General features: G+C 69.0%; 28 protein-coding genes. 23 read left to right on the plus strand and 5 right to left on the minus strand.

Translation table 11 applies throughout. From position 1 onward, the window contains the following. Positions 1–38: 38 nt before the first annotated feature. The 6 genes from hisD to hisF are packed head-to-tail and all read left to right on the plus strand — an operon-like array spanning position 39 to position 5,132. Positions 39–1,328 (plus strand): histidinol dehydrogenase, encoded by a 1,290-nt coding sequence (hisD, locus tag RIB98_10095; GenBank protein ID MEQ8841322.1) that lies wholly within the window; start codon positions 39–41, stop codon positions 1,326–1,328. Further along, positions 1,325–2,398 carry a histidinol-phosphate transaminase gene (gene hisC / locus RIB98_10100; GenBank protein ID MEQ8841323.1) on the plus strand — a complete coding sequence of 358 codons (1,074 nt, stop codon included), beginning with the start codon at positions 1,325–1,327 and terminating at the stop codon, positions 2,396–2,398. The genes hisD and hisC overlap by 4 nt, the downstream gene beginning before the upstream one ends. Further along, positions 2,395–2,985, plus strand: coding sequence for an imidazoleglycerol-phosphate dehydratase HisB (hisB, locus tag RIB98_10105; GenBank protein ID MEQ8841324.1), 591 nt, complete (start codon positions 2,395–2,397; stop codon positions 2,983–2,985). Before hisC ends, hisB begins: the two co-directional genes overlap by 4 nt. Position 2,986: 1 nt before the next feature. Beyond that, positions 2,987–3,631, plus strand: a complete 645-nt coding sequence (hisH, locus tag RIB98_10110) for an imidazole glycerol phosphate synthase subunit HisH (protein MEQ8841325.1) — start codon at positions 2,987–2,989, stop codon at positions 3,629–3,631. Next, on the plus strand, positions 3,631–4,362 hold the full coding sequence (hisA, locus tag RIB98_10115; GenBank protein MEQ8841326.1) for a 1-(5-phosphoribosyl)-5-[(5-phosphoribosylamino)methylideneamino]imidazole-4-carboxamide isomerase: 732 nt from the start codon (positions 3,631–3,633) through the stop codon (positions 4,360–4,362). The genes hisH and hisA overlap by 1 nt, the downstream gene beginning before the upstream one ends. Next, the gene (hisF, locus tag RIB98_10120) at positions 4,359–5,132 is read left to right on the plus strand and encodes an imidazole glycerol phosphate synthase subunit HisF (protein ID MEQ8841327.1); all 774 of its coding nucleotides are present in this window, start codon (positions 4,359–4,361) and stop codon (positions 5,130–5,132) included. The genes hisA and hisF overlap by 4 nt, the downstream gene beginning before the upstream one ends. A gap of 5 nt (positions 5,133–5,137) precedes the next feature. Here the strand turns inward: hisF and RIB98_10125 are convergent, their stop codons facing one another. Both RIB98_10125 and RIB98_10130 read right to left on the minus strand, forming a co-directional pair. Further along, positions 5,138–6,286, minus strand: coding sequence for a DUF222 domain-containing protein (locus RIB98_10125; protein ID MEQ8841328.1), 1,149 nt, complete (start codon positions 6,284–6,286; stop codon positions 5,138–5,140). 157 nt (positions 6,287–6,443) lie between these two features. Further along, positions 6,444–6,851, minus strand: a complete 408-nt coding sequence (locus RIB98_10130; GenBank protein MEQ8841329.1) for a hypothetical protein — start codon at positions 6,849–6,851, stop codon at positions 6,444–6,446. 167 nt (positions 6,852–7,018) lie between these two features. On the opposite strand from RIB98_10130, the gene RIB98_10135 reads away from it, so the two are divergent. After that, positions 7,019–7,483 (plus strand): isochorismatase family protein, encoded by a 465-nt coding sequence (locus RIB98_10135; protein ID MEQ8841330.1) that lies wholly within the window; start codon positions 7,019–7,021, stop codon positions 7,481–7,483. A gap of 104 nt (positions 7,484–7,587) precedes the next feature. On the opposite strand, the gene RIB98_10140 is transcribed toward RIB98_10135, so the two are convergent. Next, positions 7,588–8,223: a CocE/NonD family hydrolase gene (locus RIB98_10140; GenBank protein ID MEQ8841331.1), complete on the minus strand. Its 636-nt coding sequence runs from the start codon at positions 8,221–8,223 to the stop codon at positions 7,588–7,590. Between the two features lie 30 nt (positions 8,224–8,253). Between RIB98_10140 and RIB98_10145 the strand changes: the two genes are divergently transcribed. Further along, the gene (locus RIB98_10145) at positions 8,254–8,598 is read left to right on the plus strand and encodes a co-chaperone GroES (protein ID MEQ8841332.1); all 345 of its coding nucleotides are present in this window, start codon (positions 8,254–8,256) and stop codon (positions 8,596–8,598) included. A 32-nt stretch (positions 8,599–8,630) separates the two neighbouring features. On the opposite strand, the gene RIB98_10150 is transcribed toward RIB98_10145, so the two are convergent. After that, positions 8,631–10,085, minus strand: coding sequence for an amidase (locus tag RIB98_10150; protein MEQ8841333.1), 1,455 nt, complete (start codon positions 10,083–10,085; stop codon positions 8,631–8,633). Between the two features lie 92 nt (positions 10,086–10,177). Here RIB98_10150 and RIB98_10155 point away from each other — a divergent pair, with 92 nt between their 5' ends. The 11 genes from RIB98_10155 (at position 10,178) to RIB98_10205 (ending at position 20,219) form a co-directional block, all read left to right on the plus strand. Next, the gene (locus RIB98_10155) at positions 10,178–10,615 is read left to right on the plus strand and encodes a phosphoribosyl-AMP cyclohydrolase (protein MEQ8841334.1); all 438 of its coding nucleotides are present in this window, start codon (positions 10,178–10,180) and stop codon (positions 10,613–10,615) included. Between the two features lie 4 nt (positions 10,616–10,619). Beyond that, the gene (gene trpE, locus RIB98_10160; protein MEQ8841335.1) at positions 10,620–12,134 is read left to right on the plus strand and encodes an anthranilate synthase component I; all 1,515 of its coding nucleotides are present in this window, start codon (positions 10,620–10,622) and stop codon (positions 12,132–12,134) included. Beyond that, on the plus strand, positions 12,135–12,926 hold the full coding sequence (locus RIB98_10165) for a hypothetical protein (protein MEQ8841336.1): 792 nt from the start codon (positions 12,135–12,137) through the stop codon (positions 12,924–12,926). 9 nt (positions 12,927–12,935) lie between these two features. Continuing rightward, positions 12,936–13,496 (plus strand): J domain-containing protein, encoded by a 561-nt coding sequence (locus RIB98_10170; GenBank protein ID MEQ8841337.1) that lies wholly within the window; start codon positions 12,936–12,938, stop codon positions 13,494–13,496. Positions 13,497–13,541: 45 nt separating this feature from the next. After that, positions 13,542–13,847 (plus strand): antibiotic biosynthesis monooxygenase, encoded by a 306-nt coding sequence (locus RIB98_10175; protein MEQ8841338.1) that lies wholly within the window; start codon positions 13,542–13,544, stop codon positions 13,845–13,847. A gap of 1 nt (position 13,848) precedes the next feature. Next, positions 13,849–14,637: an indole-3-glycerol phosphate synthase TrpC gene (gene trpC, locus RIB98_10180; GenBank protein ID MEQ8841339.1), complete on the plus strand. Its 789-nt coding sequence runs from the start codon at positions 13,849–13,851 to the stop codon at positions 14,635–14,637. Between the two features lie 57 nt (positions 14,638–14,694). Then, on the plus strand, positions 14,695–15,378 hold the full coding sequence (locus RIB98_10185) for a phosphoribosylanthranilate isomerase (protein MEQ8841340.1): 684 nt from the start codon (positions 14,695–14,697) through the stop codon (positions 15,376–15,378). After that, the gene (trpB, locus tag RIB98_10190; protein MEQ8841341.1) at positions 15,378–16,532 is read left to right on the plus strand and encodes a tryptophan synthase subunit beta; all 1,155 of its coding nucleotides are present in this window, start codon (positions 15,378–15,380) and stop codon (positions 16,530–16,532) included. The genes RIB98_10185 and trpB overlap by 1 nt, the downstream gene beginning before the upstream one ends. Further along, complete coding sequence (trpA, locus tag RIB98_10195) at positions 16,529–17,308, plus strand: tryptophan synthase subunit alpha (protein ID MEQ8841342.1); 780 nt, start codon at positions 16,529–16,531, stop codon at positions 17,306–17,308. Before trpB ends, trpA begins: the two co-directional genes overlap by 4 nt. A gap of 77 nt (positions 17,309–17,385) precedes the next feature. Then, on the plus strand, positions 17,386–18,756 hold the full coding sequence (locus RIB98_10200; GenBank protein ID MEQ8841343.1) for an FAD-dependent oxidoreductase: 1,371 nt from the start codon (positions 17,386–17,388) through the stop codon (positions 18,754–18,756). A gap of 107 nt (positions 18,757–18,863) precedes the next feature. After that, a complete protein-coding gene (locus tag RIB98_10205) occupies positions 18,864–20,219 on the plus strand; it encodes an NAD(P)/FAD-dependent oxidoreductase (protein ID MEQ8841344.1) in 1,356 nt (451 codons plus the stop codon). Here RIB98_10205 and RIB98_10210 read toward each other — a convergent pair whose 3' ends face one another. After that, positions 20,220–20,468, minus strand: a complete 249-nt coding sequence (locus tag RIB98_10210; protein ID MEQ8841345.1) for a hypothetical protein — start codon at positions 20,466–20,468, stop codon at positions 20,220–20,222. It lies immediately after the preceding gene. Between the two features lie 79 nt (positions 20,469–20,547). Here RIB98_10210 and RIB98_10215 point away from each other — a divergent pair, with 79 nt between their 5' ends. The 4 genes from RIB98_10215 (at position 20,548) to RIB98_10230 (ending at position 22,417) form a co-directional block, all read left to right on the plus strand. Then, positions 20,548–21,348, plus strand: coding sequence for a crotonase/enoyl-CoA hydratase family protein (locus RIB98_10215; GenBank protein ID MEQ8841346.1), 801 nt, complete (start codon positions 20,548–20,550; stop codon positions 21,346–21,348). 156 nt (positions 21,349–21,504) lie between these two features. After that, positions 21,505–21,786, plus strand: coding sequence for a hypothetical protein (locus tag RIB98_10220; GenBank protein ID MEQ8841347.1), 282 nt, complete (start codon positions 21,505–21,507; stop codon positions 21,784–21,786). Positions 21,787–21,834: 48 nt separating this feature from the next. After that, entirely contained in the window at positions 21,835–21,957 is a 123-nt protein-coding gene (locus RIB98_10225) for a hypothetical protein (GenBank protein ID MEQ8841348.1), read from the plus strand. 82 nt (positions 21,958–22,039) lie between these two features. After that, complete coding sequence (locus RIB98_10230; protein ID MEQ8841349.1) at positions 22,040–22,417, plus strand: VOC family protein; 378 nt, start codon at positions 22,040–22,042, stop codon at positions 22,415–22,417. Positions 22,418–22,432 lie beyond the last annotated feature (15 nt).

Raw genomic sequence — 22,432 nt, forward strand, 5'->3', positions numbered from 1 at the left:
CAACCGTAGGCGCAGACGCGGGCCGGTAGCGTGGGCGGGTGCTCACCCGCATCGACCTCCGAGGCTTCACCGGCGACGTCGCCGAGCGTCTGCCTCGGCCCGCCGCACCGGCCGATGGTCCGGTCGACACCGTGCGTGAGATCCTGGCCGACGTGAAGGCCCGCGGCGATGCCGCGCTGGTCGATTTCACCAAACGATTCGACGGCGTCGATCTCGGGTCGACCCGGGTCGACCCGGCCGAGATCCTCGCGGCCCGGGAGCGTGTTCCCGCCGATGTACTGGCCGCACTCGAGGCCGCCGCCGAGTCGATCGCGGCCTACCACCGGGCGCAGATGCCGACCGATGTCGAACACCGTCGACCCGGTGTGGTCATACGCGGAGTGCACCGGGCCGTCGAACGCGCCGGCTGCTACGTGCCCGGCGGACGGGCCGTGTATCCGTCGACGGTGCTCATGACCGCGGTCCCGGCCAAGGTCGCCGGTGTGGGCGAGATCGTGCTGTGCGTGCCGCCCGGCCCCGACGGTCGGGTGCCCGACGTGACGCTCGCCGCTGCGGCGGTCGCCGGCGTCGACGAGGTCATTCCCGTCGGCGGGGCCCAGGCCATCGGCGCGATCGCCTACGGCACCGAGACCATCCGGCCGGTCGACGTCATCGTCGGTCCGGGCAACGTCTATGTCGCCATCGCCAAGCAGGAGGTCGCGGGGGTCGTCGGCGTGCCGTCGTCGTTCGCCGGGCCGTCCGAGGTCGTGGTGGTGGCCGACGGTTCGGCGCCGGCCGAGTTCGCCGCTGTCGACGTGATCCTCCAGGCCGAACACGGCCCCGACGGGCTCGCCTGGCTCGTCACGTGGGACGAGGCGGTCGCCGACGCGGTCACCGAGTCTGTCGCTCGTCTCGTGGCCGACGCGCCCCGCCGGGCCGACATCGAGGCGACGCTCGACAAGTCCGGCTATGCCGTCGTGTGCGACTCGCCTGAACAGGCCCTGGAAGTGTCGAACTTCATCGCGCCCGAACACCTCGAACTCCAGACCGCCGACCCGGAGGCCCTCTTGCCGCTCGTGCGTCACGCCGGCGCGGTGTTCTGTGGACCGTGGGCCCCTGCCTCGCTCGGTGACTATGTCGCCGGGCCCAGCCACGTGCTGCCCACCAACGGCACCGCCCGGTTCGCGAGCGCCCTCACCGTGCGCGACTTCATGAAGGACGTCCACGTGGTCACCGTCGATCAGGAAGGGTTCGAGGCGATGGGCGACCACGTCATCGCCCTGGCCGGCGCCGAGGGCCTCGACGCCCACGCCGCGTCCATCCGGATCCGGCGGGGAGCGACGTCGTGAGCACGAGACCGCAGCCGCGTGAGTCCGTGGCGTTGATGGCCGGCTACCACTCGCCGCAGATCGACGTCGACGTGCGGCTCAACACCAACGAGAGTCCCGAACCGCCGCCCGCCGCGTTCTCGGCCGCGGTTGCGGCCGCGATCGCCGACGTCGACTGGCATCGCTATCCGGGCCGTGACGCCACGGCCCTGCGCACCCGCATCGGCGAGCTCCACGGCGTGGGGCCCGAACGCATCTTCGCGGCCAACGGGTCCAACGAGGTCCTCCAGACCCTGCTGCTCACCTATGGCGGTCCCGGCCGCACCGCCGCGATGTTCGAGCCCACCTACGCCCTGCACTCCCACCTGAGTCGCATCACGGGAACCGAGGTGGCCGAGGGCGAGCGCGGGCCCGGTTTCGCCCTCGATCTCGCCGAGGTCGAGCGGGTGGTCCGCGCCCACCGACCCGCCGTCACGTTCCTGTGCTCGCCGAACAACCCCACCGGCGTGGTCGACACCGAGGACGAGATCCGCTCGGTGCTCGATCTCGTCGAGGAGACGGGCGGCCTGCTCTGTGTCGACGAGGCCTACGGGCAGTTCGCGGCCCACTCGGCCACGTCGCTACTCGGGCCGGAGACCCCGCTCGTCGTGAGCCGCACCTACTCGAAGACCTGGGCCATGGCCGCGGCCCGTCTCGGCTACCTGATCGGCCCCGAGTGGGTCGTCGAGGAACTCGAGAAGGTCGTGTTGCCCTATCACCTCGACGCGATGACCCAGATCGCCGGTTCCCTCGCCCTCGACCACGTCGACGCGATGGATGCCCGCGTCGCGATGCTCGTCGAGGAGCGCGGTCGGTTGACCGCCGCCATGCACGCGCTGCCGCTCGAGATCTGGCCGTCGGGGGCCAACTTCGTGCTCTTCCGGCCCACCTCCGTCGACGGGCGCGACGTGTGGCAGCAGCTCACCGAACGATCGGTGCTCGTGCGCGACTGTTCGTCGTGGCCCCGCCTCGACGGTTGCCTGCGCGTCACCGTCGGCACCGCCGAAGAAGACGACCGATTCCTCAACGCACTCAGGGAGATACTCGCATGAGTCGCACTGCCACCACGTCCCGTGCCACCAAGGAGACGTCGATCGAGATCGCCGTCGACCTCGACGGCTCGGGGGTCACCGATGTCGGCACCGGGTTGCCGTTCTTCGATCACATGCTCGACCAGCTCGGCCGACACGGCAGCTTCGACCTGACCGTCAAGGCGGTCGGCGACCTCGAGATTGACGCCCACCACACCGTCGAGGACGCGGGCATCGCGCTGGGTGAGACCTTCCGTGAGGCATGGGGCGACAAGCGCGGCGTGCGGCGGTTCGCGTCGATCGTGGTGCCGCTCGACGAGGCGGCCGTCGAGATCGTGCTCGACCTGTCGGGTCGGCCCTTCCTGCACTACGAGGTCGACTTCCCCGGCGAGAAGATCCTCGGCGATCCGCCGTTCGATCCGCAGCTGGTCGAGGAGTTCTGGCGGGCCTTCGTGATGGCCTCGGGTATCACGCTCCACATCGTCGGCCGGCGCGGGCGCAACACCCACCACATCATCGAGGCGACGTTCAAGGGCGTCGCCCGGTCGCTGCGTGACGCAGTGCGGGTCGAGGGCGACGCCGTGCCGTCGACCAAGGGCACGCTCTGAGGTGAGCCCCTCTCGACCGGTCATCGCCGTGCTCGACTACGGCATCGGCAACCTGCACTCGGCCCACAAGGGCTTCGAGCACGCCGGTGCCGACACGCGCCTCACCGCCGACAAGGCGATCATCGACGCGGCCGATGGCGTGGTGCTGCCCGGCGTGGGCGCCTACGGCCCGTGCATGCAGGCGTTGCGAGCATCAGGACTCGACGAGATCGCGCTCGAGCGCATCGCCGCGGGTGTGCCGTTCTTCGGCATCTGCATCGGCATGCAGCTGCTGTTCGCCGGCTCGACCGAGGCGCCCGGGGTCGACGGCCTGGCGGTGTTCGACCGCGAGGTGATCGAGATCCCCGACACCGTGAAGCGCCCCCAGATGCAGTGGAACAAGCTCGATCGCCGGGGTGAGCACGCCGATCATCCGATGTTGGCCGGACTGGACGACGACGCATGGGTCTACTTCGTGCACTCGTTCGCGGCCGTCGATGGCCCGGACGTGGTCGCCACCTGTGACTACGGCACCGATCTCGTGGCCGCCGTCGCCCGGGACAACGTCTGGGCCGCCCAGTTCCACCCGGAGAAGTCGGGCGGCAACGGCATCCGGATTCTCCGCAACTTCGTCGACCTCGCCGCCCAGGCCGCAGGAGCAACCTGATGGACCTCTATCCCGCCATCGACCTACGCGACGGCCGTTGCGTGCGGCTCCACCAGGGCGACTACGCCCAGGAGACCGTCTACGGCGACGACCCGGTGGCCCAGGCCAAGGCCTTCGCCGCCGCCGGCGCCGGCTGGATCCACGTGGTCGATCTCGACGCGGCCCGCACCGGCGTGCCCGAGAACCGCGAGGTCGTCGCAGCCATCGCCCGCGCCGTCGACGTTCCGGTGCAGACCGGCGGGGGAGTGCGCTCGGTCGAAGCCGCCCAGGCGCTGTTCTCGGCCGGTGTCGAGCGGGTCGTGATCGGTACTGCGGCGCTGAAGGACCCGGATCTGGTGCGGACACTGGCGATGGATCATCGGGTGGCGGTCGGTCTCGACGCGAAGTCCGGCGAAGTGGCCACCGACGGCTGGCTCGTGGGCAGCGGCCGAAGCGTGCTCGATGTCGCCCGCTCGTTCGCCGATGTCGGGGTGGATGCCTTCGTCGTCACCGACATCTCCCGCGACGGCACGCTCGAGGGCCCCGACCTGGTCGGGCTCACCGAGGTACTCGGGGCCACGCCCGTCGACGTGATCGCCTCTGGCGGCGTGGGCCAGATGGGTGATCTCGAAGCACTCGACGCGATCGAGGTCGGCGGGCGGCGCCTCTCCGGGGTGATCGCGGGCAAGGCCATCTACGAGGGTCATGTCGACGTGGCTGCCGCCGTCGAGCTGCTGGGAGCAGCCCGATGACCCGTGCGATCCGCGTCATTCCCTGTCTCGATGTCGACGCCGGCCGGGTGGTCAAGGGCGTGAACTTCGTCGACATCCGTGATGCCGGCGACCCGGTCGAGCTCGCGGCCCGCTACGACGCGCAGGGTGCCGATGAACTGGTGTTCCTCGACATCACGGCATCCTCGGACCAGCGCGACACGACCGCCGACATGGCCCGGGCCGTGGCCGAGCAGGTCTTCATCCCGTTCACGATCGGCGGCGGTATCCGCACCGTCGACGACGCCCGCAAGCTGCTGCGGGCCGGCGCCGACAAGGTGAGTGTCAACACCGCGGCGGTCAAGCGACCGGAGCTCGTCTCGGAGATCAGCCGTGAGTTCGGCGCCCAGTGCTGCGTGGTGGCCATCGACGCTCGTAGCAGCGACGACACCACCAGCGGCTTCGAGGTCTACACCCACGGCGGCCGCACCCGCACCGGCATCGACGCAGTGGTGTGGGCCAAGGAGTGTCAGCGCCTCGGGGCGGGCGAGATCCTTCTCACCTCGATGAACCGCGACGGCACCAAGGACGGCTACGACATTCCGCTCACCTCGGCGATCACCGCCGCAGTCAGCATCCCCGTGATCGCGTCGGGCGGCGTGGGCACCCTTGAGCACATGGTCGAGGGTGTGACCGCCGGCGGCGCCGACGCGGTGCTGGCGGCCAGCATCTTTCACTTCGGCGAACACACGGTGGCCGAAGCCAAGCAGGTACTTCTCGACGCCGGCGTGGTGGTCCGCCCGCCCGATTGAGGCACTCATGGCCCGGCCCGCGCTTGATCGGGTGGTCGGAGCTCCCACGATCCATCGCATCGGCGACGGAGTTCGTGGCCTTGGTCATGGACGAGGTGGTGTTCGTGGCGACAGAGGAGCGCGAGATTGTCGACGTCGGTCGGTCCGTTGATCGGCGGGCCGTAGAAGTCGACGTGATGCGCCTCGCACCTCGAGGGGTGGGCGCCGCAGATGACGCAGCCCTTGTCGCGGGCGATGAGGGCCCGCCATTGGTTGTCGTCGGCAAGGCGAACCCGAGTGCCGTGCCAGAGCGGCTGGCCGTTGGTGTCGAGGACCAACCCGTAGAGGTCGGCACTGCAGGCGAGTTTGGCGAGTTCGGTGGCGGGGATGGGGCCGGTGCCGGGGATCTCGGCGGTGCCGTCGGCGTGGGCGATCACGAGCATCTGGGTGCGGACCGGGCCGGATCGGGCCCGGTCGCCACTTGCACCGCCGGTGAGGAGTTCGGTGAGGGCGTCGGCACGGCGTTGCTGGGGGGTGCGGCGGCTGTCGGTCGCGTCGCGGCCGCCGTCGGCGTGGTAGAGCCGGTCACAGGCCGTGTCGAGCACCGAGCGGATGTGGGCGCCGGTGATCGGGTCGAGTTCGGCGTGAAGGACAGTCATGCCGTTGTCGGCGCTGAAGATCACGCAACGCCGTGCGTCGACGTGGCGTCGCTGCTGTGCTTCGAGGTCGGCTTGGGTTTGGTGTCGTCGTGTCCATTCGCGGGTGTCGTTGGCGTGCAGATCAGCCGGCCGGCTCTGCGCTCTGGTGAGCAGATCGGATTGTTCGACCTCTTCGGGGGAGGTGGCGACGGCGGCGCGGGCCAGGGTGTCGACGTGTTCGGCGGTGATGGTGCCCTCGGCCAGCGCGTCGGCCGCCGAGGGAAGCTTCTCGAGTGCTTCGGCGCGTCGGACTCGTTTGTCGGCCTCGCGTTGCGAACATTTCGATGCGCCCCGAATGACCGTGGAGGGGCCGGGTCCGTTGTCGTCGAGACGGTCGACCGCCGCGGCGATGCGGGCATCGAACGCGTCGAGCGCCGCACGGAGTCGACTGGACCCCGCGGCGGCATCGCACAGCCCGCGCCGATCGAGACCATCGACCGGCAACACCTGTAGCTCTCGACGCCACGACTCGAACACGACGCGCTCCCTTTTCGCCCGAGCCACACAAGGGCCGGGAACTCACATGGGGAAGTGCCGACATGAACGGCCGAGAGACTCACAAACGCCCGGGACCGATGACCGAGCAACACCCACCCTACGAAGGGGGTGTGACACTCGTTTGCGCTGATCGTCGTCACCCACACGCGCCGACACAGCGATCGCCGTGGGCCTCGACCCACACGACCACGACATCGACTGCGACCAGGAACGCGATGGCAATGACGACACATCCGAGTGCCACCCGGCGAGTGGCGGTACTCGAAACGGCGGAACGCCATCGAAGACCCGCGAACGTGGCCACCGCCAAGAGGCAGTGCCCGACCAAGAGGCGAATCCCGAACCAGAAGAAAGCGCCGCCTTCTCCGGTGCGCTGGCGGTAGAGGTGAGCGAAGCGAAGATCACCCAGCGCCGACATGACGAAGGCGATGCCGCCGACGATCGCCATGACGACGACCAGCCACCAGAACGCCGCGATCACACGGCTCGAGTCCGTCTGCTCGGATTCGACAACAGATTCGATCTGCTCGGTGTGGATGCTCATTCCCGCGTCTGGTGGTGTCGTCGCGGCAGACTCCGCGGCAATCACCGTACCGGTTGACAACCGGTCCATCCGGTCGTCGACGTCGCCGCGTTCCTAGAGCGCGAAGTCTCGAAGGCACGGTCAACTCCGGCCACGACCCGCGCGGGAGACCACCCTGAAGGAGCAACATGACCACCTTGCCCGACCGGCCGAAGACCGCACTCGTGGTGATCGATGTCCAAAGGGACGTGGTCGCCGACGCATTCGAGCGGGACGCGGTCGTGGCCAACATCGGCACGCTCGTCGAGAGGGCCCGCTCCGGCGACGTCGCCGTCATATGGGTCCAGCACAACGACGACGATCTTCCGCGAGGCAGCGACGCATGGGAGTACGTCCCGGAGCTCGAGATCCGACCAACAGACGCCGTCGTTCACAAGTCGTTCGGTGACTCGTTCGAGAACACCGACCTCGAAGATGTACTGGCAGCAGCCGGAGTCGGCCGCCTGATCGTTGCCGGCGCGCAGACCGACGCGTGCATTCGTTCGACCATCCACGGTGCGTTCGCCCGTGGCTACGACGTGACGCTCGTGGCCGACGCCCACACCACCGATGACCACACACCGAGTGGGGCGCTCCCTCCCCGGACGCAGTGATCGCGCACACCAACCTCTACTGGAAGTACCAGGAAGCACCGGAGCACACGGCCGATGTGGTCACGACCGCCGAGGTGTCGTTCGCAAGCTGACCGCGGCGTGCGTCAACCCGCCAGGGTCTTGGTGGCGAGTTCGCCGATCTGGTGGTGGGCGCCGGCGAAGAAGTGGTCCGCCGTCTCGATGACGTGGATCGTCGTGTTGACCCAGTCGGCTGTCCGCGGGCGGAGCTGGTCGGGTGGGTTGAACTGGTCGTGGCCGGCGGCGATCACGGTGACCGGACGGGGGTCGGCCGACGCGACCAGATCTGTGGCGGGAACGGTGGCCAGTGGGGGAGCGACCACGAGCCAGCCCGTGGCCGCGTCGTGCGCCACACTCAGAGCGATGTCGGCGCCGAAGCTGTAGCCCGCGAGGGTGAGCGGCCCATCGGTGGGGTCGACGAAGTCGATCGCGGCTGCGAGATCGCCGCGTTCGGCCCCGCCGTCGTCGTGCGCACCGGCTGAGCCGCCGGCACCACGGAAGTCGAACCGCAGCACCCGCAACCCGGCCCCCACGAAGGCTCGGCTGAGGGCGCCGACCGCCGCGTCCTGACGAGAACCGCCGTAGAGCGGGTGGGGATGACAGACCACGGCACTGCCCGTGGGGTTCTTGGGCGTGAGAAGGTCGCCTTCGAGGCGGGTGCCGTCGTGGCTCTCGAACTGCACGACCGACACGTCGACCGGTTCCTTCTCACCTGGTTCCATGTGGCGACGCTACCGGTAGCGTGAGCCACCGTGTCCAAGCCAGAGACTCTCAGCGCCGACGACGGCCTTCCCGTCAAGATGCTCAACGATCGGATCCTCGTGCATCTCGGCGAAGCCGAGGGCGAGCGCCGGTCCACCGGGGGCATCCTGATCCCGGCCACCGCGCAGATGGGAAAGCGGCTGACCTGGGCGTCCGTGGTTGCGGTCGGCCCGAACGTGCGGGCCATGGAGCCCGGCGACCAGGTGCTCTTCAACCCCGAGGACCGCTACGAGGTCGAGGTGCGGGGCAAGGACTACATCATCCTGCGCGAGCGCGACATCCACGCCCTGGCCGCCGAACGTCTCGACGAAGGCAGCACCGGGCTGTATCTGTAGCCGGGACATCTCTGGGGACCCGGTCGGCGACATCAGGCGTGCATCGGCGCCCGGTCGTGCACCCACGGCATCGCCCGTTCGAGCTGGCCGGCGAGTTGCAGCAGCAGGTCCTCTCGGCCGTAGGCGGCCACGAACTGGAGCCCTATCGGCAGACCGGCCGACGACGTGGCCAGCGGCAGCGAGATCGCGGGCTGGCCGGTGCTGTTGAAGGGCGCCGTCAGGGTCGAATAGGCGAGGGTCACGTGGATGTTGGCGAACGGGTTGTCGGCGGTGCCGGAGCTCTCACCGATGAGCGGTGCCGGCCGCAGACACGTAGGGGCCAGCAGGAGATCGGCCGACTCGGCCCACCAGTCGGCCATCCGGTGCCGGAAGATCATCGCCTGGTCGGCTGCCCTGGTGGCTTCGACCGCACCCAGGCTGCGGCCGCGCTGGGCGAGGGCCCAGGTCATCGGCTCCACATCGTCGGCGGTGAGATCGCGGCCGATCCACTCGCCGAACGTGTCGAGTGACGCGGCGACAGCGGCCGCCCATTGGGCGCCGAACGAGGCGATCAACGCCTCGTCGTCGAGGGCGGGCGGCGAGTCGTCGATCACGTGGTGGCCGAGCTGTTGTAGCTGGTCAGCGATATCGCGTACCGCGGCGGCGACCTCGGGGTCGATCGGAATCCCGTCGCGGATCGAGCGATCGAGCACCCCGATCCTCAGCGGTCTCGGGTCGGCCGAGATGTAGTCGGCGAACGGCTTCTCGGGGAACGGCGCGACCACGCCGTCGCCGGGGAAGGGGGGAGCAGTGGCGTCGAGAATGCCGGCGCAATCGCGCACCGTGTGGCAGACGACGTGTTGGACCGATGTGCCCCATTCGTCGCGCTGAGGACCCATGGAGATGCGGCCCCGGCTGGGCTTGAGACCGACCAGGCCACACATCGCCGCCGGGATGCGGATCGAACCACCGCCGTCGCTGGCATTGGCGGCCGGCAGCATGCCCGCGGCCACCGCCGCGGCCGCACCACCGGAGGAGCCCCCGGCACCTCGTTCGAGGTCCCACGGGTTGCGGGTGGGCCCGTAGGCGATCGGTTCGGTGGTCGCCGACAGCCCCATCTCGGGGGTGTTCGTGCGCCCGGTCATCACGAATCCGGCCCGCTTGTACGCGGTGACGATGTTGGCGTCGACGTCGGCGATGTGGCCGGCGTTCTTCAGCCCCTGCACGCCCTGGTGGAACGGTTCGCCCTTCTCGGCCGGCCAGAGGTCCTTCATCAGCATCGGCACGCCGCAAAACGGACCATCCGGCAGATCGCCGGCCGCGGCGGCCCGAGCCTTCTCGAAGCCGGGGTGGATGACGGCGTTCACCTGCGGGTCGAGCCGCTCGATGCGCTCGATCGTGTCGTCGATCAGCTCGACGGGCGACAGCTCGCCCGCCCGGATCATCGCCGCGAGACCGGTGGCGTCGATTCGGGCCAGTTCGGAGGGCTGCGCAGGTGCGGAAGACATGTCCGAGAACGTACAACTCCCGTCGTTCCGGCGGAGCGGCCACTCTGGAAACGATCAGTGGGCGGAGCGGTACGCCCGTAGAATCGGCGGCCATGACGCAGGCACCGAACTCAGGCGAAACGGAAACCAACGCGCTCGAAGAGGGGCTCACCACCCAACTCGACTTCGACAAGGTGGCGAAGATCGGGCGGGCCGGGCACCAGGTCGTGCCGGTGGTGCTCCAGGACGCCGACTCCGGCGACGTGCTGTTCATCGGCTACGCCAACGAGGAGGCCTACCGACTCACCCTCGAGCGTCGGTCGGCCGTGCTCTACTCGACGTCGCGTGAGGAGATCTGGCACAAGGGAGCGACCAGTGGCGACACCCTCCCGCTCGTCGACGTGCGGGTGAATTGCGAGCAGAACAGCCTGCTCTACCTGGTGCGCAAGGCCGGCACGGGGGTCTGCCACACCAAGGACGACACCGGTTCGACCCGCCAGACCTGCTACTACCGGACCGTGACCGACGCCGATTCGCTCGAGTTCGACTGACCTGATGCCTGCCGCCCCCGAGATCGACGAGTTCCGCCGGCTGGCCGCCGACCATCGGGTCGTGCCGGTGTGGCGCGAGGTGCTGGCCGACCTCACCACACCGGTCGCCGCGTTCGCCCGGGTCGTGGGCGACGGCGACGGCTTCCTGCTCGAATCGGTGGAGGGTGGCGACCGCTGGAGTCGCTGGTCGTTCATCGGCCGGCGCCCCCACGGCACGCTCGTGTCGCAGCACGGCACGCTGCGCATCGAGGGTGATCTCGGCATCGACATCCCGACCGACCAGGGCATGCTCGCCGCCCTCGAGCTGCTGCTCGACCACTATCGAGCCCCCGAGATCGAGGGACTGCCGCCGCTGCACGGCGGGTTGATCGGCTACCTCGGCTACGACGTCGTGCGCGAGGTCGAACACCTCCCCGACGTGCCGGAGGACGATCTCGGCTATCCCGATGCCGTCATCTCGATGATCGGCGAGCTGGCCGTCTACGACCACTGGAAGCAGCGGGTGGTGCTCATCGCCAACGCGCTGATCGCCGACGATGCCGACGAGGCGGCCATCGACGCCGCCTACGCCGACGCGCTGGCCCGCCTCGACACCCTGGCCGAGGACGGCGCCCGTTCGCTCGACGAACCGCTGGTGGAACCGGCCACCCGTGACGACGAGCTCCCTGAGGTCACCTCGACCATGGGCGAGGCCGTGTACTGCGCGGCGGTGGAAGCGGCTCGGGAACACATCCACGCCGGCGACATCTTCCAGGTCGTGCTGGCCCAGCGCTTCGATCTCGAACTCGACGCAGAGGCCTTCGACCTCTATCGGGTGCTTCGCCAGGTCAACCCGAGCCCCTACATGTACTTCCTGCGTCACGGCGACCTCGAGATCGTCGGCGGTTCGCCGGAACCCATGGTGCAGCTGCTCGACGGCCGGGTCATCTCTCGGCCCATCGCCGGCACCCGCAAGCGGGGCGAGACCGAAGATCACGACAAACGCCTCGCCGCCGAGCTGATCGAACATCCGAAAGAGGTGGCCGAGCACGTGATGCTCGTCGACCTCGCCCGCAACGACGTCGGCCGTGTCGTCGAGTTCGGCACGCTGCAGATCGACGAGATGATGACGCTCGAGAAGTACAGCCACGTCATGCACATGACGTCGCAGGTGTCGGGCGAGCTGAAGGAGGGCAAGACCCCCATCGACGTGCTGCGGGCCACGCTGCCGGCCGGCACGCTCTCCGGCGCACCCAAGGTGAGGGCGATGGAGATCATCGACGAGCTCGAGCCGGTCAAGCGGGGTCCCTACGGCGGCGTGGTCGGCTACATCGACTTCTCGGGCAACATCGACACGGCCATCGCGATCCGTACGATGCTGGTGAGCGGCAATCGGGCGTCGATCCAGGCAGGAGCCGGAGTCGTCGCCGACTCAGTCGCCGCCGACGAACATCTCGAATGCCAGAACAAGGCAAAAGCCCTGCTCGCGGCGGTCCCTGCGGCCCGTCGTATGAGTGCAGCCCGACGGAAGAGGTCCTGAATGGTCACCACGATCGAGCCCCGAGGAGTGGTGCGGGTGAGCGGCCCCGACGCCGCCAGGTATCTCCAGGGTCAGGTGTCGCAGGACATCGACGTGATCGTCGAAGGCGACTCGGCCTGGTCGCTCGTGCTCGATCCGACGGGCAGGCTCGTCTCGTGGTTTCGGGTGCACCGCATCGGTGATGCGGAGTTCCTGTTCGACATGGAACCGTCGGCGGTCGACGCCACCGTCGCCCGTCTCGAGCGGTTCAAGCTGCGCACCGATGTCGAGTTCGTCCCCGAGGACGGATGGCGCATGGTGAGCCGCCGCGGTGCTGACCCCGGCGCGGACGGCGATCTCGTGGCCGAGGTGACCTGGCCCGGTTGGGAGGGGACCGACACACTGCTTGCGCCCGACACGCCCGATCCCGAGATCGCCAGCGATCCTGTGGCCTTCGAGGAGGGCCGCATCCGGGCCGGCGTTCCGCGGCTCGGCACGGACCTCACCACCGACACCATCCCCGCAGAGGGAGGCACCGCGCTCATCGAGCGCAGCGTCAGCTTCACGAAGGGGTGTTACACCGGCCAGGAACTCGTGGCCCGCATCGACAGTCGGGGCGGCAACGTGCCCCGCCCGGTGCGGGTGCTCATCGCCGACGCACCGCTCGCGGTCGGCGCCGACGTCACCTTCGAGGGCTCGTCGGTCGGCACCGTCACCTCGGCTGCCGGCGCGGTTGCGCTCGCCCCGGTGCTTCGCAAGGCCGAACCCGGCGCGAGCGTCGACGTTGGCGGTGTCGCCGCCACTGTCGGCTGAGGCGAGTCCATGACCGGCCGCGACGACGCCCACTACGACGTCCTCGGGGTCGACCCGTCGGCATCGGTGACCGAGATCCGGCGTGCCTACCTCGGTCTCGCCCGCGACGCGCACCCCGACTTCCACCACACGAGCGAAACCGAACGGCGCTCGGCCGAACTCCGGATGCGGAAGATCAACGCCGCGTGGGCCGTGCTCGGCGATCCCGACGCCCGTTCGGCCTACGACCGGCGTCGACTGGCCGGCGCGCCACGCCCGACGTTTCATGCCCGCAGTCACGGTACCGTCGAGGAGCCCGACCCGTGGCGCCCCTTCGACGATGGCGATCCGGCCGGATTCGACGACCGTGACGACCGGCCGATCACCGGCAGCAGCCTGCCGAGCTGGATGAAGACGGTTCCGGCCCTGGGGGTGCTGTTCGGGCTGGCCGCACTGATTCTCGGCGGCCTGGTCGGACTCGACGTGATGGCGAGGGTCGGCATGCTCGTGCTGCTGCTCTCCGTCATGCTGTTCCTGTCGGCGCCACTGGTGGCGCTCTCGATGAGCAGCCGGCAGGACACCGACCCCTGAGATCTCGGTTGCCCCGGCGACGGTCCCGCGTTCTAGAGTCTGGCCATGTCAAAAGTATCCCTGATCGCAAAGCTCCCTCTGAAGGCCGACAAGAAGGAGTACTTCATCGAGAAGTTCGGTGCCATGATCACCGCCGTCAACGACGAGGCCGGCACCGAGATCTACATCCTCAACTTCGAGCAGGCCAACGAGAACATCGCCTGGATCTACGAGCTCTACACCGACGCCGATGCCATGTCGACACACAGCTCGTCGGATGCCATGGCCGACCTTCTCGGCGCGTTGGGCGACGTGATGGATGGCGCACCCGAGATGATCGTCCTGACGCCGCACGCCGGCAAGGGTCTCTGAGCTGCAGACGACCTACCTCGACCGGATCCTCGCTGCGCATCGCGCCGCGGCGGCGGCGGACGATCGCGACACCGATGACCTGCTCGCCGCCGCCGGCGCGGTGGCGCCTTGTCGCGGGTTTCGCGCCGCGCTGGAGGCGGCCACCGGCATGGCGGTCATCAGCGAGGTGAAGCGGCGGTCGCCGAGCAAGGGCGATCTGTTTCCCGACCTCGACCCGGCCCTCCTGGCACGGCAGTACCAGGAGGGGGGCGCCAGCGGTCTGTCGGTGCTGACCGACGAGGCGTACTTCGGCGGGTCGGTCGCCGACCTCCAGGCTGCCCGGGCGGCGGTGACGCTGCCCGTGTTGCGCAAGGACTTCACCGTGCACCGACACGATGTGTTCGACGCCCGGATCATGGGTGCCGATTGTGTCCTGCTGATCGCGGCCGCGCTCGACGATGCCGAGCTGGCCGAGCTCCACACGCTGGCCGTCGAGGTAGGTCTCGACGTGCTCGTCGAGATCCACGACGAAGCCGAACTCGAGCGAGCGCTGAACGTCGATGCCACGCTCATCGGCGTCAACCAGCGCGATCTCGTCACGTTCGAGGTCGACACCGCCCGCGCCGTGCGGATGGCACCGCTGATGCCCTCGGGGGTGACCCGGGTGGCCGAGTCGGGCGTGCGAGACGCCGACGACGTACGGGTGCTCGGCGATGCCGGCTATCACGCGGTGCTCGTCGGCGAGACGCTGGTGAAGCACGGCGACCCCGCCCGCGGGGTGGCCGAGCTCCGCGCCGGGTTCGGCGGGTAGCCGGTTCCGCGAACAAACGAACTCTGAGTACCCACGACAAGCGGTAGCGTCCACCTCGTGTTCGTGAAGATCTGCGGTATCACCACCGAGGACGACGGCCTGCTGGCCGTGGCGCTCGGGGCCGATGCGCTGGGCTTCGTTTTCGCACCGTCGTCCCGCCAGGTCGCCGTCGACCGGGCGCGCGACATCGTGCGCCGCCTGCCGCCGGAGATCCTCACCGTCGGCGTGTTTCGCGACGACCTTCCGGACCGGGTGGTCGACATCGTGCAGCGGGCCGGCCTGGGTGCCGCCCAGCTCCACGGGCACGAGACGGCCGAGCAGACCCGACAGGTCCGCGCCCGGATTCCGCTGGTGATCAAGGGGTTCCCGGCCGGTCACCCCGGCCTCTCCCACATTCCCGACTACGGCGCCGATGTGATCCTCGTCGAGGGCGAGACACCCGGCAGCGGCGAGGTGTTCGACTGGCGACTCGCCGAGGACGCCCCGAGGGCGGGTCATCGGGTGTTGCTGGCGGGTGGACTGCACCCGGGCAATGTCGCCGACGGCATTCGGCAGGTGCGTCCGTGGGGTGTCGACGTGTCGTCCGGCGTCGAGCGGGAGCCCGGCCGCAAGGACCCGGTGAAGCTGCGCGAGTTCATCGACGCCGCCCGGGTGGCGGGCGACGAGGTCCGTCGGGCCGACCCCGACTACGACGAACACGACGACGACGGCGCCCCCTACGACTGGCAGGACGATTTCTGATGAGCATGACCGACCCGACCGACACCGGCCGCTTCGGCGACTTCGGTGGCATGTACGTGCCCGAGACGCTGGTGCCCGCGTGCCAGGAGCTCGACATCGCCTTTCGCGAGGCCTGGGCTGACGAGTCCTTCCGGGCCGAGCTCCATCGCCTGCTCACCGACTATGCGGGCCGCCCCTCACCGGTCACGGTGTGCGACAACCTGAGCCAGGAGCTCGGTTGTCAGGTGCTGCTCAAGCGGGAGGATCTGAACCACACCGGGTCGCACAAGATCAACAACGTGCTCGGTCAGGCGCTCCTGGCCAAGCGCATGGGCAAGACGAGACTCGTCGCCGAGACCGGCGCCGGTCAGCACGGCGTGGCCACCGCCACGGCGGCCGCGCTGTTCGGCATGGACTGCGTCGTCTACATGGGTGCGGTCGACATCCAGCGCCAGGAACTCAACGTGTTCCGCATGAAGCTCCTCGGCACCGAGGTGCGTTCCGCCGAGTCGGGGTCGCGGACGCTCAAGGACGCGGTCAACGAGGCCATGCGGCACTGGGTCGCCGTGGTCGAGTCCACCCACTACTGCCTGGGCTCGGTCATGGGCCCCCACCCCTACCCGTGGATGGTGCGCGAGTTCCATCGGGTGATCGGTGACGAGGCCCGCGAGCAGTGCCAGAAGCTGCTCGGTGGCACCCCCGACGTCGTCGTGGCCTGTGTGGGCGGTGGCTCCAATGCCGCGGGCATCTTCAGCGGTTTCGCCGACACCGACGCCGAACTGATCGGGGCCGAGCCCGCCGGTGGCGCCGCGGTCGGTCGGGCCCTGCCCGGTATCGTGCACGGGTCGTTCTCGTATCTGATGCAGGACGAGTGGGGTCAGGTGCTCGAGGCCCAGTCGATCTCGGCCGGCCTCGACTATCCCGGGATCGGCCCCGAACACGCCCATCTCGCGGCCACCGGTCGCGCTCGCTACGAGCCCGTCACCGACGCCGAGGTCGTCGAGGCGTTCAAGCTGCTCTCGCGCACCGAGGGCATCATCCCCGCGCTCGAATCGGCCCACGGACTCGCCTGGGTCAGCCGCGCTCGAGAGGAGCTGGCCGGAAAGACGGTGCTGTTGAACCTGAGCGGCCGCGGTGACAAGGACGTCGCCCAGATGATGGAGATCCTCCAGTGAGCGGTGCCATCGAAACCGCGCTGCGAGCTCGCCTCGATGCCGGCGGAAAGTGCCTCGTGCCCTACGTCACCGGCGGCCTCGGCGACGACTGGCTCGAGACGATGCAGGCGGTTGCCGCGGCCGGTGCCGACGCCATCGAGATCGGCATTCCGTTCTCCGACCCGGCAATGGACGGGCCCACCATCCAGTTGGCCAACGACAAGGCTCTGGCCGCCGGGGCGACGCCGCAATCCATCCTCGATCGGGTGCGGGGAGCCGACCTCGGGGTGCCGACAGCGGTGATGACCTACGGCAACATCGCCTACCGGATGGGCTGGGACCGCTTCGCCAATTCCTTGGCCGAGGCAGGCGTGAGCGGCTGCATTCTCCCCGACATCCCCCTCGAGGAGAGCGAGGTGTGGACCACGGCCGCCGACGCGGCCGGCGTCGAGACCGTACTGCTGGCGGCGCCCACGGCGCCCGACGAACGACTGCCCCGGATCTGTGAACGGTCGCGGGGGTTCGTCTACGCCGTTGGTCTGGTCGGCATCACCGGCGTGCGCACCGAGCTGGCCGACAGCGCCAAGGTGATCGCCCAGCGGTTGAAGGCGCTCACCGAGCAGCCGGTGCTGGTCGGTGTGGGTATCGGTACGCCGGCCCAGGCCGTCGAGGTCTGCGAGGTCGCCGACGGCGTGGTCGTCGGCTCCGCCGTGGTGCAGCGCATGCTCGACGGCGCCGGTCCCGAGGGTGTCGGCGAGCTCATCGCCGAGTTCCGGACCGCCCTCGACGCTCCATAGAAGCGGATGCACCACCACCACTACCGACACCGGCGGCGTCCAGCGGTCACGATGGGGGGAATGACCCATCGCCGTTCGTGGTTCCCCGCCCTGTGAAGCTCGATCTGCTCATCATCGGTGGTGGCGCCGGGGGACTCGGTGCGGCGAGGGCCGCGCGGGCCGCCGGGGCCGACGTGCTGCTCGTCAACGACGGTCCCCTGGGCGGTGACTGCACGTTCACCGGGTGTGTGCCCTCGAAGACCCTGCTCGCCGCTGCGGCCCAGGGGCTGTGCTTCGCCGACGCCATGGGACGGGTGTCTGACACCGTGTCCCGCATTGCGGCGACGGAGACGGCCGACGTGCTCCGGGCCGAAGGGGTGGCGGTGGCCGAAGGGCGGGCCGAGTTCGTTGCGCCCGACACCGTCGTGGTCGATGGCGCGCGCTTCACGGCGCCCCGCATCATCGTCGCCACCGGCGGTCGACCGACGAGGGTGCCGATCCCCGGCCTGGACGAGGTCGATGCGCTGACCAACGAGACGGTCTTCGACCTGGCGGATGCGCCGAAGCGGCTCGGAATCATCGGCGGCGGCGCGATCGGTTGCGAGCTGGCCCAGGCCTTTGCCGGTCTCGGCGTGACGGTGACGCTGTTCGAGAGCCTGCCCCGGCTGCTCATCCGCGAGGAGCCCGCCGCGTCAGCCGTGATCCATGCGGCGCTCACCGCCGCCGGGGTGACCGTCGAGACCGGCGCCCGGATCGAGCGAGTGGCACCCCGCCCCGACGGTGTGGGCCTCGCGACCGCGACCGGCAAGACGGTCGTGGACCGACTCCTGTTGGCGGTCGGACGGTCACCGAACTCGACGGGGATGGGCCTCGAGGACCTGGGCGTGGAGCTCGACGATCGGGGCCACATCGTCACCGACGACCGTCTGGCCACGGCCGTCGAGGGCATCTACGCGGTCGGCGATGTCACCGGGAAGTTGCCGTTCACCCACGCCGCCGACGAGATGGGTCGGCTGGCTGCGGGCAACGCGCTGAAGAAGGGACAGCGGGGTCGATTCCGCACGTCGTGGATCCCGTGGGCGACCTTCACGAACCCGGAGGTCGCCCGGGTCGGTATGACCGAGGCCGAGGCCGCCGACCATGGCGGACGGGTGGCCGAGCTGCCGATGACGGAGATGGATCGGGCCATCACCGATGGCCGCACCGAGGGTTTCGTGAAGCTCATCGCCGGCCCGAAGCTGCTCACCCGCAACCTGTACGGCGGGCAGATCCTCGGGGCCACGATCGTGGCCCCCCGCGCCGGGGAGATGATCCACGAGTTGGCGCTGGCCATGCGGACCAGGATGTTCGCGGGCCGTCTCGCCCAGACGGTGCACGCCTACCCGACATGGTCCTACGCCATCCAGAAGACGGCAGGCCAGTTCTTCCAGGAGATCGAGGGGCGCTCGGCTCGTCCGGCCCGGCGATGACGGCCGTGGCCCGCCCGACGTTTCCCTGACGACGCGCGTGGGCAGGACCGTGGGGCCACGCCGTTGTCCGAACCGCCGCCGACGTGGCGACGACAGGGAGGGACTTCATGGCCGAGCAGGTCGACATCGTGGTGATCGGAATGGGAGTGGCCGGCGAGGAGGTGGCCGGTCCGCTCGCCGAGAAAGGGCTGCGTGTGGTCGGGGTCGAAGCCGATCTCGTCGGCGGTGAATGCCCCTACTGGGGCTGTGTCCCTTCGAAGATGGCGATCCGGGCGGCCAACGCGCTGGCGGAGGCCCGGCGAGTCGACGAACTCGCCGGCCACGCAGCGGTCACTCCTGACTGGGCGCCGGTGGCGAAGCGGATCCGGGAGCAGGCCACCGACGACTGGAACGACGAGGCCGCCGTGGACCGCTTCGTCGGCAAGGGCGGGATCTTCGTTCGCGGGCACGGACGCCTCGACGGGCCCTCGCGAGTGATCGTGGCGGATCGGGTGTTCGAGGTCGGCCGAGCCGTCGTGATTGCTGCGGGCACGTCGCCGGCAGTGCCGCCGATTCCCGGACTCGAGGACGTGGAGTACTGGACCAACCACGACGTGCTCGAAGCCGAGGAGCTTCCGGCGTCGGTGTGCGTCCTCGGTGCCGGTGCGATCGGCGTCGAGCTCGCCCAGGTCATGGCGAGATTCGGGACGCGGGTCGACATCGTCGAGATGGAGGACCGACTGATCCCGCTCGAGGAGCCCGAGGCGGGCGAGGCGCTCGCTGCGGCCTTCGAGGCCGAGGGCATCGGTGTCCATGTCGGCGTCAGCGCCGACTCGTTCTCGCGAACCGGCGACAACGTGGAGCTCGTGCTCTCGAGCGGCGAGCGCCTCCACGCCGAGCGTGTTCTCGTCGCCACGGGTCGGCGAACCAACGTGAAGGGACTCGGCCTGGAGACGATCGGGTTCGACGAGCCGCCGAGGTTCATCCCGACCGACGACCGACTGCGGGTGACCGACGGCGTCTGGGCGGTGGGCGACATCACCGGCGACGGCCTGTTCACCCACAAGGGCGTGCACGAGGGGAGGATTGCCAGGACCGACATCCTCGATCCCGATGGACCGGGCCCGGTTCCCTCGGTTTTGCCGCGGGTGACGTTCACCGATCCCGAGGTGGGCTCGGTGGGCAAGACCGAGGCGGAGGCCCGAGACGCCGGTCTCGACGTCGGAGTTGCCGTCGTGAAGGTGTCGGAAACGGCACGCGGATGGATCCACGGTGTCGGCAACGAGGGGATCATCAAACTCGTGGCCGACCGTGACCGGGGAGTCCTGATCGGCGCGACGGCGATGGGACCACATGGTGGGGAGGTGCTCGGGTTGCTCGCACTCGCAATACAAGAGGCCACCCCGATCGACCGGCTCGAGTCGATGATCTATGCGTACCCGACCTTCCACAAGGGCATCGAGGACGCGTTGGGGGAGCTGTGATCAGCCCGGCAGGGCGAGATGACTGTTGCCGTGCAGCTGGAGCACGGTCTGGAGCCAGACGAGGTCGTAGCCGGTGGCGGTGAAACTGTCGACGTCGCGCACGTCGTGCACCACGTAGTCGGCCGATTCGAGCTGTTCGACCCGTTCGACTTCGATCCAGCCGGACTTCTCCGGTCCGCGCTTGTTCACGACGTCGCCACTCTGGATGTCACCGACTCGGATCTGTACGATCTCGACCCTGCTGCGCATGGGTCTCCCATCGGCACGACAGGGGTCGGGGTGGAGCGAACTGGCAAATCTCGCAGTGTGGGTCCTACGGTCTCGTTCCATGCCTGACCTGCTTGTCGAACGCCAGGGCGCCGTGATGGTCGCCACCATGAACCGTCCCGAGCGCAAGAACGCCATGACCCTCCAGATGTTCGGGCGGATGCGCGATGCCTGGAAGGAAGCCTCGGAGGACGACGACATCCGCTGCATCGTGCTCACCGGGACCGGTGGTGACTTCTGTGCCGGCATGGACCTGCGTGGACTGTCGGGCGACAAGGCCGAGACCGACGACTGGGACGTGGAGGGGGCCATGGCCTCCGAGGGCGCCGACTTCATCTGGCAGGGTCTGCTCAAGACGTCCCGCCCGACCAAGCCGGTCATCGCCGCGGTCGAGGGCGTCGCCATCGCCGGCGGCACCGAAATCCTCCAGGGCACCGACATCCGTATCGCCGCCGAATCGGCGAAATTCGGGGTGAGCGAAGTGAAGTGGTCGCTCTACCCGATGGGCGGTTCGGCGGTCCGTCTGGCCCGCCAGATCGGCTACGCCGAGGCGGCCGACATCCTGCTCACCGGCAAGCACATCACCGCCGCCGAGGCGAAGTCGATGGGTCTCGTCAGCCGCGTCGTACCCGACGGGACCGCGCTCGAGCACGCCATGGAAGTGGCCGAGATCGTCGCCGGCAACGGCCCGCTCGCGGTCGAGGCCGTGCTGAAGACGCTCCACGACACCCCGGGCATGACCGAGGCCGAGGCGTTCGCTCACGAAGACACCTACACCGGTGCGGTGATGGCGAGCGAGGACTCGAAGGAAGGCCCCAAGGCCTTCGCCGAGAAGCGCACGCCGAACTTCCAGCGCAAGTAGCGCGATCTGCCCGGAGCGTCCTGCCTGGTCTGGGAGGGTGTACGACCCGGTGAAGGACGGCGTCCCGAAGTCAGCGGAGTCGGTCCTCTACACACCGAGGCCCCGCCGCCCGTCGCGCTGCGCGAGCTGGTCCACTGCTACTGGGAGCTCCGGACGCTGGCCGATCTCGACGAGGACTTCACGCTGCATGCCATGCCCGACGCCTGCGTCAATCTGCTGTTCAACCAGCTCGACCCCCGCATCGCCGGGGTCACGCAGCTCCACACGACCCATACCACGCTGGATCTCGGACGATCGTTTCACTACGCCGGGATCCAGTTCTTCCCGGGCGTGTGGCGCGGAGATCCCGAGGGGTCGGTCACTACGTCGGCGAGCCGTACGAGGGAGATCTGCCACTCGTCGAGGCCCTTTCGCCCCGCCAACTCCAGCGGGCACTGAAGGCGACCACCGGTTTCACCCCCCCACGACCTCCTCAAGGTGTTGCGGGTGCAGCACTCGTTCCGGCAGGACCATCTGCTCTCCTTCGCCGACCAATCGCACTTCACACACTCGTTCCGCAAGGTGACCGGCTACACGCCGGGCCAGTTCAAGAAGCGGTTCGATGTCTGATATCTACAATCACTCCCGCTCGTCCGCTGGTTGATTGGTCCCGAGGGGCAGACCGCCTCCACGTTCGGAAGGGACGATGATCATGCGAAAAGTGGGATGGTTCGACATCTACGTAGACGACATGGCGCGCGCCCAGGCGTTCTACGAGACGGTGCTCGACACCACGTTGGCATCGATGGACGATCCCAACGACCCGACTGCCCGGATGCGGGCGTTCGCCGATGACTTCGTCTCTCACGGCGCGGGCGGCGCACTGGTCGAGCTCGATCATGCCCAGCCCGGACCGGGCGGCTCCATGGTCTACTTCTCGTGCGAGGACTGCGCCGTGGAGGAGGCTCGGGTGGCGTCCGCCGGTGGCTCGGTCGTACGACCGAAGTTCTCGATCGGTGACCACGGGTGGGTCTCGACCATCACCGACACCGAGGGGAACATGGTCGGGCTTCACTGCGTGTCCGCCTGAACGGCAATGCGTGAA

This window comes from Acidimicrobiales bacterium, from assembly GCA_040219515.1.
Taxonomy (GTDB): domain Bacteria; phylum Actinomycetota; class Acidimicrobiia; order Acidimicrobiales; family Aldehydirespiratoraceae; genus JAJRXC01.